We start from the raw sequence: 11,320 nt of genomic DNA, 5'->3' as shown, positions 1-11,320 counted from the left end.
CTTACCCTGGTCACCGACCTGGATGCCGGCGCCGAGACCGGAGAGGGCGTCTCGCACGACGAGGTGCTCCGGGTGTTCGCCGCGAACGTGGACCGGCTGCGGGGCGTGCTGTTCGACGCGGTGGCCGCACTGCCCGCGAACGACGAGCGGGACTGCCTGTGCACGACGGCGCTCGGCGGGATGGACCCGGGGTTCGCGCTGCCGTAGCGCGGTGCGGGGTTCGCGCTGCCGTAGCGCGGAACGTCCCGTTCGAGTGAGGGAGTTTTCCACAACTTGTCGGTAGTCCACCTGTCTCAGCGGACTGCGGCGCGAAGCCTCATCGTGGGCTCGCAAGCCGAATCCGCATCGCAGGAGGTGGTCCACATGTCCCTGTCTCCCTCGCCTTCCCCCTCTCCGTCCTACGCGGAGCGCTCCCCCTCTCCTTCCGCTCCCCGTCCGCATCCGCATCCGCATCCGCCGGGTGGCGACGTACCCGCGACGTGCGAGGTGCCGCATTTCGCTCCCGTCCGCGTGCGCGGCGGGCGGTATCTGCTGCACTGACTCGTACGGCACCGGCGGCGGGCCCTCGCGGCCGGCCTCGCGGTGACCGCCGCCGCGCTCGTGGCGGCAGGCCCGCGCGGCCCGGCCGATCCCCATCGCAACGAGCAGGCCCGCGGTCATCCGATGGCGGACCGGTCACCGGAGCGCCGACCGGTGAAGCGGGTCTCCGCGCCGGTACGGATCGCCGACGCGGCCACGGTGCGGCTGCTGCAGCCGGGCGACCGGGTCGACGTCGTCGCCGCCGAGGAGACGGCGACGGGCGGAGAGGTCGGCGTGGTCGCACGCGGGGCACTGGTGACCAAGGTGCCCGAGCCGCTGGACGGTGAGGTCGACAGCGGTGCACTGGTGGTGCTCTCGGTACCGCGTTCCACCGCGGCCCGTCTCGCCGGCGCGAGCGCCACGGCGCGGCTGGCGGTGACGTTGTGCTGAACCGAGCCTTGCCGACAGGGCGCCAATTGCCGTCAAGTCCCTCGTTCCAGCTACCGGATTGGACAGTGCTGCCTCGCCCTGACGTAGGTTGCGGAGCTGTTTGTTCCACAATCTGTGTGTGTGACGAGGAGAGGCCACGAGGTGAGCGAGAAGAAGGAACCGGGCGTCTGGGACGGCTTCAAGGCCTTCCTGATGCGCGGGAATGTCGTCGATCTGGCGGTAGCGGTGGTCATCGGCGCCGCCTTCACCAACATCGTCAACTCGGTGGTGAAGGGCGTCATCAACCCGCTGGTCGGAGCGATCGGCACCCAGAACCTCGACAGCTACAGCTCGTGCCTGAAGGGCCCGTGCACGCTGGCGGCGGACGGCTCTGTCTCGCGCGGGGTGATGATCCTCTGGGGCTCCGTGCTGGGAGCCACGCTCAGCTTCGTGATCACCGCCGCGGTGGTCTACTTCCTGATGGTCCTGCCGATGGCCAAGTACCTGGCCCGAGTGGAGGCCCGCAGGAAGGCGAGGGAGGGCACGCACGAGGTCATCGAGGTGACCGAGCTGGAGGTGCTCAAGGAGATCCGCGACTCGCTGGTCGCACAGCGCGGCTCGGGCCACACCGAGCATTAGGGCCGGTTCGCAGGGCCCCGGTGGCGGTTGTCCGCCGGGCCCTGCCGGTTCACAGGTGGTGGGGCGGCTTCTCGTCGAGGAAGCGCTTCAGGTCGTCCGTCGTGTCCCCGCCGGTGCCCGGACGCTCACCCCAGCCACGGTCCGTGTCGTCCGCGGACTGCTCGTTCAGCGGGTCGTCGAAAATCAGCGCGGCCTTGGGGTCGCGCTGCTCGGGGGCGGGGGAGGTGCTCATGCCCCCAGGGTACGGGGCCGAGGACTTCCCTCCTCGTGAATCCGTTCACACGACTTTCCGGTCGATATCTGCTGTGCTGTGCATCATGACGTCCAGTCCCACTCCATCGTCCTCGCCGGCGGGCGCGCCGGGCCATCCTCGCAGCCCACTGCGCCGACTCACGGCCCGCGGTCGGGACGAGGCGCATCGCGTCGCCTCGCCACTGGAACTCTTCTTCGACCTGTGTTTCGTCGTGGCCGTCGCGCAGGCGGGCATCCAGCTGGTGCACGCCGTCGCCGAGGGACATGCGGGCGAGGGCATCCTCAACTACGCCATGGTCTTCTTCGCCATCTGGTGGGCCTGGATGAACTTCACCTGGTTCGCCTCGGCGTACGACAACGACGACGCCCTCTACCGCGTCGTGACGCTGGTGCAGATCGCCGGCGTGCTCGTACTCGCCGCCGGGATCTCGCGGGCGTTCGAGGACCATGACTTCACCGTCGTCTGGCTCGGCTATGTCGTCATGCGGCTGGCGATGGCCGCCCAGTGGCTGCGGGCCGCGAGATCCGCTGAGGGCCGGGCGAGAGCGGCGGCACTGCGCTACGCGGTCGGCGTGCTGCTCTGCCTGGTCGGCTGGGTGGGGCTGGTGCTCCTGCCCGAGCCCGCTCGCCCCTGGTGGTTCCTGGTGATGGCGATCGTCGAGCTGTGCGTGCCGATCTACGCGGAGCGGGCCTCGATGACGCCCTGGCATCCGCACCACATCGCCGAGCGGTACGGCCTGTTCACGATCATCGTGCTCGGCGAGACGATCGCCGCGTCCACGGTCGCCGTGAAGTCGGGCGTGGACGAGAACGACGCGCTCGGCGAACTGCTGCCGATCACGGTGGGCGGCCTGCTGATCGTGTTCTCCGCCTGGTGGATCTACTTCGTAGTGCCCATTCACGGGCATCTGCGGTCCAGCAGACAGGCGTTCGTGTGGGGTTACGGCCACTATCTGATCTTTGCCTCGGGGGCCGCGATCGGCGCCGGCCTGGAGGTGGCGGTCGAGCAGGCGGTCGGCAAGGCACACATCTCCACCTTGTCCGCCTCTGCCGCGGTGACCCTGCCGACGGCGCTCTACCTGCTCACCGTCTGGGCACTGCACTCGCGCCACTTCAAGACGGGCATCGCCGAGCAACTGATGCTGCCGACCGCGGCCTTGCTGGTGATCTGCTGCACCTTCCTGGGGGACTGGGCGGTCCTCGCGGCCGGCATCGTGTCGGCGCTGACCGTGGCGATCGGGGAGACGTTGACGGCGCGTATGGCGGTCGGACGGCGCGCGGCGAGGGCCACCACACCGACGGCCTGACGCCGGGCACGCGTGCGGTGGGCGGATACCGGGGCGCGCGACCGGTGGGCGAGTGCCGGGCACGTGTGCGGTGGGCTTGCGCCGAGGCACGCGCCTGGGTGCGCCCGCCGAAGCAGGCGAGACTGGTTCCCATGACAGTTGACGCTCTGACGGACGTGACGGGTCTGCGGGTCGGGCACGCGAACCGCACCGGCGACGGTTGGCTCACCGGCACCACGGTGGTACTCGCCCCCGACGGCGGGGCCGTCGCCGCCGTGGACGTGCGCGGCGGCGGTCCCGGCACCAAGGAGACCGACGCTCTCGACCCGCGCAACCTGGTGCAGAAGGTCGAGGCGATCGTGCTGACCGGCGGCAGCGCCTACGGGCTGGACGCGACCTCCGGTGTGATGGCCTGGCTGGAGGAGCAGGGGCGGGGCGTGCGTGTGGGGGCGGATCCGGCGCATGTCGTGCCGGTCGTGCCCGCCGCGTGCGTCTTCGATCTGGGGCGGGGCGGGGACTTCCGCGCCCGGCCGGACGCCGCCCTCGGGCGGGCCGCGGTGGAGGCGGCCGCGGCGAGCGAGGTCGGCGCGGCCGTGGCGGAGGGCTGCGTCGGCGCCGGTACGGGTGCCACGGTCGGGCCGGTCAAGGGCGGGGTCGGCACCGCGAGCACGGTCCTCGGCTCCGGGATCACGGTGGCGGCGCTGGTGGTGGCCAACGCGGCGGGGTCGGCGACGGATCCCGAGACGGGCGTTCTCTACGGGGAGTTGTTCCAGGGGCGGGTGAACTACCCCGAGGCGCATGTCCATGACGCGGCGCGCCGGCGCCTCGTCGAGTGCGCGGCCAGGAACGCGCCGCCTCCGCTGAACACCACGCTCGCGGTGGTCGCCACCGACGCGGACCTGTCGAAGGCGCAGGCACAGAAGCTGGCGGGCACGGCGCACGACGGGATCGCGCGCGCGGTGCGGCCGGTGCATCTGCTCAACGACGGCGACACGGTGTTCGCGCTGGCGACGGGGGCGCGCGGGCTCGACGCCGGGCAGCCCCTCGCGCTGAACGAGATCCTCGCGGCCGGCGCGGATGTGGTGACGCGCGCGATCGTACGCGCGGTGCGCGCCGCGGAATCGGTGGACGGGCCGGGTGGGGTGTGGCCGTCGTACACGGAGCTGTACGGGAGTGACGCGGTCCGGCGCTGATCGGGTGCTGCGCCCACCAGGCCGGGCCGTTTGTCCCGGTTCTGTCACGTGATGGCGTTGAGCGCGACCGGAGGGAACCCCACCGGTCGCCGATCCCCTCTTTCTCGACGCTTGGAGCGGATCACGCACATCACATGATGGGGGAACAGCCCGTGACAACGCCGGACATGGCAAAGCGGCGCGCGCTGGTGGCCAGTGCCGCCCTGATGGTCGGCGCCCTCACCCTCACCGCCTGTGGCGGCAGCGCCAAGGCCAGCAGCGACGGCAAGGGCGGCGACGGCGGCAAGGACGACGCGAAGACCTCAGCGGCGAGGATCGCCATCTCGGCCGAGGACGGTTCGACGGGCGCGTCGATCAACACGACGGGCGTGAAGGTCAGCGACGGGCGGCTGACCGACGTGAAGATGACGGTGGCGGAGACCGGGCAGGCCGTACCGGGGGCGTTGTCCTCCGACGGCCGGAGCTGGAAGCCGAAGGAGCAGCTGGAGCGGGGGACGAAGTACGAGATCGCGGCGACCGCGAAGGACACGGGCGGCAGGACCGCCGCCGCCAACTCCGTCTTCACCACCGTCACTTCGGCCAACAGCTTCATCGGGACGTACACCCCGGACGACGGCACGACGGTCGGGGTGGGGATGCCGGTGTCGTTCGAGTTCGACAAGGCGATCAGCGACAAGAAGGCCGTGCAGTCGCACATCACGGTCACGTCGAGCAGCGGACAGAAGGTGGTCGGGCACTGGTTCGGGTCGCAGCGGCTGGACTTCCGGCCCGAGGAGTACTGGAAGGCCGGCTCCAAGGTCACGATGAAGATCGACCTGGACGGCGTGGAGGGCGCGAACGACGTCTACGGGGTGCAGAAGAAGACCGTCACCTTCACCATCGGGCGTTCGCAGGTCTCCACGGTCGACGCCGGCACGCAGACCATGACGGTCGTGCGGGACGGCAGGACCATCCGTACGGTGCCGATCTCGGCGGGCAGCCCGCAGCACAGCACGTACAACGGCCGGATGGTGATCTCCGAGAAGTTCGAGCAGACCCGGATGAACGGCTCGACGGTCGGCTTCGGCGGGGAGTACGACATCCCGGACGTGCCGCACGCGATGCGACTGACCAGGTCCGGCACGTTCATCCACGGCAACTACTGGTACAGCAAGGGCAGTCCGCCCTTCGGCCGCCAGGGCACCAGCCACGGCTGCGTCGGGCTGCAGGACGTGCAGGGCGCGCAGGGTGACACTCCCGGCAAGTGGTTCTACGACAACTCGCTCGTCGGGGACGTTGTGATCGTCAAGAACTCTCCCGACACGACGGTGGCGCCGGACAACGGCCTCAACGGCTGGAACATGGCGTGGAGCGAGTGGATCGCCGGCAGCGCCACCTGACCGCCAGGATCAACAGATCGCCGCAAGTGGCCTCTCACCAGCCGCCTTTGATGAGACGTCGGGTCGCGTGGGAACCTCATCCGCGGCCCGCCCGTTTTCCGGGCGTACGTTTTCTCGGTTCCCGGACATGATGTCCGACCGAGGGGCTACGGTATGCACCCACAAGGTGACATGCAGCAACGCCGGGAGAAACCTTGAGCGTTCCGTACGAGACGGCAGCGTACGAACCACCCGAGTCGCCCGAGTCTCCGGAGGAGCACCTCACGCGACTGCTCGGCCGTGCCCTGAACTCGTTCGAGCTGCCCGACGAGACGATAGGGCGGCTCGAGGGTGCGCTCGCGCATGACAGCTAGCTGCACTCCGCGCACCACAGCGCGGGCCTGCACCGCGAGACGTACCGGCACACCTGGCTGCTCGCCGACGGCTCGGCGCTCACGCTCTGGGAGCTCGTGCACAACACCACGCCGGGCGGCGCCCCGCAGCACGAGGTATATGTCGACGCGGAGGAGCTGCGCACTGCCGGCGCCCGGCTGCCGCTGCCGCCGGACCCACCGGAGTTCGAGCTGCCGATGGTGATGCAGCTGTCGCCGGTTCTCGAACCGAGGCATGTGTACGTGCCCGACGGCTCGGCGGACCACGCGCGTCGGCTGCTGCGCCGGGCGGAGAACCCGGATCGGCCCGGTGCGGAGACGGCCGCGCTGCTGGCCACGGCGTGCGCGCACCAGATCACGCAGGCCTTCGGGCGCCCCTGCCGCGCGGGACGCGCCGGGCTGTGCTTCTCGCTCTACGAGCATGCGTTCCTGCTGCACGACGGGCAGGAGATCTCCCTCTGGGAGGTGGAGCACACGGCCACACCGGACGGCCGGCACATGTGCGAGGTGTACACGACGGAGGACGCGGCGCGGGACGCGATGGAGCGCAGGGCCGCGCAGGTGTCGTAGACGCCATGGTCCCGGGACCGAAGTCCCGGGACCATGAACTCCCTTGCACCCGCCGCCGGGTGGCTGGCGTGAGCCTCACGCCGCCACCGGCTGCTTCACCTCCGCCGCCGCGGCCGGGCCGCCCGCCGTTTCGGCCGCCTCGGCGCCGGGTGCCGGCTTGCGCAGGCCCTTGAGGAGGATCACCAGGCCTGCCGTCACCGCCGTACCGGCCGCGATGGCCAGCAGGTACAGGAACGGCTTGCCGATCAGGAAAGTGACCCAGATGCCGCCGTGCGGGGCGCGCAGGGTCGAGCCGAACGCCATGGTCAGCGCGCCGGTCACCGCGCCACCCGCCATGGAGGCCGGGATGACCCGCAGCGGGTCGGCGGCCGCGAACGGGATGGCGCCCTCGGAGATGAAGGAGGCGCCGAGGACCCAGGCCGCCTTGCCGTTCTCGCGCTCGGCGCTGGTGAACAGCCGCTTGCGGAGGGTGGTGGCGAGGGCCATGCCCAGCGGCGGGACCATGCCGGCGGCCATCACCGCGGCCATGATCTTCATCGCGGAGTCGCTGGGCGCCGCGACGGAGATGCCCGCGGTGGCGAACGTGTACGCGACCTTGTTGACTGGTCCGCCGAGGTCGAAGCACATCATCAGGCCGAGCAGCACGCCGAGCAGGATGGCGTTGGCGCCGGACAGCCCGTTCAGCCAGTCGGTCAGGCCCTGCTGCGCCTCGGAGATCGGCTTGCCGATGACCACGAACATCAGGAACCCGACGACCGCCGTGGAGATCAGCGGGATCACCACCACCGGCATGATGCCGCGCAGCACCGGCGGGATGTTGATGCGCTGGATGCCGAGCACGACAGCACCGGCGATCAGACCGGCGACCAGACCGCCGAGGAACCCGGCGCCGATCGTCAGGGAGATCGCGCCGCCGACGAAGCCGGGCACGAGTCCTGGCCGGTCGGCCATGCCGTAGGCGATGTATCCGGCGAGGACCGGGACGAGGAAGCCGAAGGCCGCCGCGCCGATCTGGAACAGCAGCGCGCCCCAGCTGTCGACCTGGCCCCAGTCGAAGTGCTCGATGACCGACTTGGCCTCGTTGATCTGGTAGCCGCCGATCGCGAACCCGAGGGCGATCAGCAGACCGCCGGCCGCGACGAACGGGACCATGTAACTGACGCCGGACATCAGCCACTTGCGCAGCTTGGTGCCGTATCCCTCGCCGGGCTCACCGGCGCGTTCCACCGGCGTGCCGGGTCGGGCGGCGGCCGTGACCTCGCCGCGTTCCGCCTTGCCGCGTACCTCGGCGAGCAGCTCGGCGGCACGGTTGATGCCCGCCTTCACACCGACGTCGACGGTCGGCTTCCCGGCGAAGCGGTCCTTCTCGCGGACCGGCAGGTCATGGGCGAAGATCACGCCGTCCGCAGCCGCGATGACGTTCGGGTCGAGCCGGGTGAATCCGGCCGAGCCCTGCGTCTCGACGACCACCTCGACGCCCGCCTCGCGGCCCGCGTTCTCCAGCGACTCGGCCGCCATGTACGTGTGGGCGATGCCGGTGGGGCAGGAGGTGACGGCGACGATACGGAAGGGGCGGTCGCCGTCGGAGGTGTCACCCGTGGCGGCGTCGGCGGAGGCCGCCCCCGACGCCGCCACGGAGTCTTCGGTGGCGCCCTGGGCGCCTTCGGTGGTGCCCTCGGCCGAGGCCGCCTGCGGCTCCTCCCCGCGGATGAGCGCCGCCGCGGCCGCCGCGTCGCCCACCGAGCGCAGCGCGTCGGTGAACTCGGTGTTCATCAGCTGCCGGGCCAGCGACGACAGGATCGTCAGGTGGGCGTCGTCGGCGCCGGCAGGCGCGGCGATCAGGAAGATCAGGTCGGCGGGCCCGTCCGCGGCACCGAAGTCGATGCCGGCGGCGCTGCGCCCGAAGCCGAGCGTCGGCTCGGTGACGTGTTCGCTGCGGCAGTGCGGGATGCCGATACCGCCGTCGAGGCCGGTCGGCATCTGCGCCTCGCGGGCGGCCACGTCGGCGAGGAAGCCCTCCAGGTCGGTCACCCGGCCCAGGGCCACCATGCGTTCGGCGAGGGCGCGCGCCGCCGCTTCCTTGGTCTGGGCGGACAGGTCGAGGTCGACCAGGTCCGCGGTGATCATGTCGCTCATCGCGGGCTCCTTCGCACGCATATCGCCCGGTCAGTGGGGTGGGCGGAAGGGGGGACGGGGATGCAGTGGGGGGTCGGGGGTGAGGTGGAGGCGGGGCCGGGGAGACCCAGCCTCCACCGGACGGCAGGGCGGCTCAGGGTGCCCTGCCGTCCGGCGGCCGCGGCGAGTAACGGGGGGTGTCGCCGCTGCGTGGCCGGTTCGGGGGGTGGCGTCGGGGACGTCGTCCGTACGGTCATGACACGGGCTCCGTCAGTTCGCGGTCCACCGGGACCTCGGCCGTCACCGTCACCGCGGCCGGGTCCAGGTCGCCCGGCACCGGCATCACGCTGCCGGGCAGCTGGACGGCGGCCGCGCCGTGCGCGATCGCGGAGGCGAGCGCCTCCGGGCCGTTGCCGCCGGCGATCAGGAAGCCGGCGAGCGAGGAGTCGCCGGCGCCCACGTTGGAGCGCACGACGTCGACGCGTGCACTGCCGAACCAGATGCCCGCACCGTCCACGAGCAGCTGCCCGTCGGCGCCCAGGCTCGCCAGCACAGCCCGCGCGCCCCGCTCGCGCAACTCCTCGGCCGCCTTCACGGCGTCACCCACGGTCGCCAGCGGACGCCCGACGGCCTGCGCGAGCTCCTCGGCGTTCGGCTTCACCACGTCGGGCCGCTCGCGCAGCGCTTCGAGCAGCGCGGGGCCGGAGGTGTCCAGCGCGATGCGCGCACCGTCGGCGTGCGCCCGCGCGACCAGGTCGGCGTACCAGGACGGCGCGAGGCCCCGGGGCAGGCTGCCGCAGCAGGCGATCCAGTCGGCGTCGCGCGACTGCCGGCGCACGGTCTCGAAGAGCAGCTCCTGTTCCTCGGCCGACAGCTCCGGGCCGGGCGCGTTGATCTTCGTGAGGACGCCGTCGGCCTCGGCGAGCGCGATGTTGGAGCGGGTGGCGCCGGCGACGGGGACCGGCGCGACCTCGATGCCCTGCGCGTCGAGCAGGTCGGCGACGAGCGCCCCCGGCGCACCACCCAGGGGCAGCACCGCGACCGTGCGCTGCCCGGCGGCCGTGACGGCGCGTGAGACGTTCACACCCTTGCCGCCCGGGTCCATGCGCTCGCCGGTGGCGCGGATGACCTCGCCGCGCTCCAGCGAGGGGACCTCGTAGGTGCGGTCGAGGGACGGGTTCGGGGTGACGGTGAGGATCATGCGCGCACTACTTCCGTGCCGCCGCGCTCGATGGCGGTGGCGTCTTCGGGGCTCAGCTCGGTGTCGGTGATCAGCAGGTCCACATCGCTCAGGTCGCCGAAGCGGGCGAAGTGCTCCTGGCCGTGCTTGGAGGAGTCGGCGAGCAGCACCACGCGGCGGGCGGCGGCGAGGGCCGCCCGCTTGACCGCGGCCTCGGCGAGGTCGGGTGTGGTCAGGCCGTGCTCGGCGGAGAAGCCGTTGGCGGCCACGAAGAGGACGTCCGCCCGGATCTCGCCGTATGCCCGCAGCGCCCAGGCGTCCACGGCGGCGCGCGTGCGATGCCGTACGCGCCCCCCGACGAGGTGGAGCTGGATACCGGGGTGGTCCGCGAGGCGGGCCGCGATCGGCAGGCTGTGCGTGACGACGGTGAGCGAGGACTCCGGCGGGATGGCGGCCGCCAGCCGCGCCACGGTCGTACCGGCGTCGAGGATCATCGTGCCCTCGGTGGGCAGTTCGGCCAGGGCCGCCTTCGCGATGCGGTCCTTCTCGTCGGCCGCGGTGGACTCGCGCTCGGCGAGGTCCGGCTCGAAGTCGAGCCGGCCGGCCGGGATGGCGCCGCCGTGCACCCGGCGGAGGAGGCCCGCGCGGTCGAGGGCCTTCAGGTCGCGGCGGATCGTCTCCGCCGTGACCTGGAACTCCTCGGCCAGCGACACCACGTCCACACGGCCGCCGTCACGGGCGAGACGGACGATCTCCTGTTGCCGCTCCGGTGCATACATGCCCGATCGCCTCCGAATCATGCCCGAACGTGTGGTTTCACCGGCGAGACTACGCCTGGATTTCGGGAAAGTAAACAGGTTCGGACTCAGTCGGGCGCAAACGGGCCTTGGCTTCTCCCCGAACGGTAGGGACCTCCGGATCTAGCAGGACGGCACTGCAGAACCCCTGACGCCGTGTCACCGCGTCCGTATCCTGGATTCCGGGACACAGCTTCTCGGGGGGTGTTGTGGACAGGGACGGTCTCCGTGCCCGCCCGGACCATGACTGGCAGCAAGCCGTGGTCCACGCGCTGTGCGACTCGCCGATCCTCTACGACCGCAACGCCAGGGCGATGCTGGCCGAGCTGATCGGCGACGAGCTGGGTCGGCCGGTGGTGGTGCGGGAGCAGGCCACCCTGCAGCTGCACATGCTCGAACTGGTGCGGTTCTGCATCCGCGCGGGGAACGACGGGCTGCCCGCGCTGTCCCACGCCGTGTCGCTGCTGGAAGGCCACAGCCAGACCGCCGAGACCGTCAGTCGTCTGGTGCGGGATTTCGCCACCAAGACCACCCCCGCCCCCGCGGGTGCCCCGTTGCCACAGGTAGCTCCTCCCGGGTGGTACCCCGAG

The 11,320-nt window shown here is 71.5% G+C and carries 9 protein-coding genes and 3 pseudogenes; 8 read left to right on the top strand and 4 right to left on the bottom strand.

Annotated elements, in window-relative coordinates; all coding sequences use genetic code 11:
• The 3 genes and pseudogenes from ACTWQJ_RS35735 to mscL all read left to right on the top strand — a co-directional run.
• A pseudogene (locus ACTWQJ_RS35735) lies at positions 1-207 on the top strand (5'-methylthioadenosine phosphorylase); the annotation flags it as partial.
• Positions 208-363: 156 nt separating this feature from the next.
• Positions 364-969 (top strand): annotated as a pseudogene (locus ACTWQJ_RS35730) (hypothetical protein).
• Between the two features lie 141 nt (positions 970-1,110).
• Positions 1,111-1,587 carry a large conductance mechanosensitive channel protein MscL gene (mscL, locus tag ACTWQJ_RS35725; protein ID WP_443310618.1) on the top strand — a complete coding sequence of 159 codons (477 nt, stop codon included), beginning with the start codon at positions 1,111-1,113 and terminating at the stop codon, positions 1,585-1,587.
• A gap of 49 nt (positions 1,588-1,636) precedes the next feature.
• Here the strand turns inward: mscL and ACTWQJ_RS35720 are convergent, their stop codons facing one another.
• Positions 1,637-1,819 carry a hypothetical protein gene (locus tag ACTWQJ_RS35720; RefSeq protein WP_385513445.1) on the bottom strand — a complete coding sequence of 61 codons (183 nt, stop codon included), beginning with the start codon at positions 1,817-1,819 and terminating at the stop codon, positions 1,637-1,639.
• A gap of 85 nt (positions 1,820-1,904) precedes the next feature.
• Here ACTWQJ_RS35720 and ACTWQJ_RS35715 point away from each other — a divergent pair, with 85 nt between their 5' ends.
• From ACTWQJ_RS35715 to ACTWQJ_RS35700, 4 genes and pseudogenes are all read left to right on the top strand, one after another.
• On the top strand, positions 1,905-3,146 hold the full coding sequence (locus tag ACTWQJ_RS35715) for a low temperature requirement protein A (protein ID WP_443310617.1): 1,242 nt from the start codon (positions 1,905-1,907) through the stop codon (positions 3,144-3,146).
• Between the two features lie 131 nt (positions 3,147-3,277).
• Positions 3,278-4,318, top strand: a complete 1,041-nt coding sequence (locus ACTWQJ_RS35710) for a P1 family peptidase (RefSeq protein WP_443310616.1) — start codon at positions 3,278-3,280, stop codon at positions 4,316-4,318.
• 152 nt (positions 4,319-4,470) lie between these two features.
• Positions 4,471-5,697 (top strand): L,D-transpeptidase, encoded by a 1,227-nt coding sequence (locus ACTWQJ_RS35705; RefSeq protein WP_443310615.1) that lies wholly within the window; start codon positions 4,471-4,473, stop codon positions 5,695-5,697.
• Positions 5,698-5,891: 194 nt separating this feature from the next.
• A pseudogene (locus tag ACTWQJ_RS35700) lies at positions 5,892-6,638 on the top strand (DUF6227 family protein).
• Positions 6,639-6,713: 75 nt separating this feature from the next.
• Here the strand turns inward: ACTWQJ_RS35700 and ACTWQJ_RS35695 are convergent.
• The 3 genes from ACTWQJ_RS35695 to ACTWQJ_RS35685 all read right to left on the bottom strand — a co-directional run bounded on the left by ACTWQJ_RS35695 (position 6,714) and on the right by ACTWQJ_RS35685 (position 10,712).
• A complete protein-coding gene (locus ACTWQJ_RS35695) occupies positions 6,714-8,774 on the bottom strand; it encodes a PTS fructose transporter subunit IIABC (RefSeq protein WP_443310614.1) in 2,061 nt (686 codons plus the stop codon).
• A gap of 232 nt (positions 8,775-9,006) precedes the next feature.
• Complete coding sequence (gene pfkB, locus ACTWQJ_RS35690; protein WP_443310613.1) at positions 9,007-9,954, bottom strand: 1-phosphofructokinase; 948 nt, start codon at positions 9,952-9,954, stop codon at positions 9,007-9,009.
• Positions 9,951-10,712 (bottom strand): DeoR/GlpR family DNA-binding transcription regulator, encoded by a 762-nt coding sequence (locus ACTWQJ_RS35685; protein ID WP_443310612.1) that lies wholly within the window; start codon positions 10,710-10,712, stop codon positions 9,951-9,953. The genes pfkB and ACTWQJ_RS35685 overlap by 4 nt, the downstream gene beginning before the upstream one ends.
• Positions 10,713-10,939: 227 nt before the next feature.
• On the opposite strand from ACTWQJ_RS35685, the gene ACTWQJ_RS35680 reads away from it, so the two are divergent.
• Positions 10,940-11,320, top strand: a 381-nt coding sequence (locus ACTWQJ_RS35680; protein WP_443310611.1) for an effector-associated domain 2-containing protein, incomplete at its 3' end; no start/stop codon positions are given.

It is taken from the genome of Streptomyces sp. KR55 (genome assembly GCF_052245645.1).
Taxonomy (GTDB): Bacteria; Actinomycetota; Actinomycetes; order Streptomycetales; family Streptomycetaceae; genus Streptomyces; species Streptomyces flavusporus.
The sequence above is the reverse complement of the archived record's forward strand: the minus strand, read 5'-3'. Positions and strand labels throughout refer to the sequence as shown.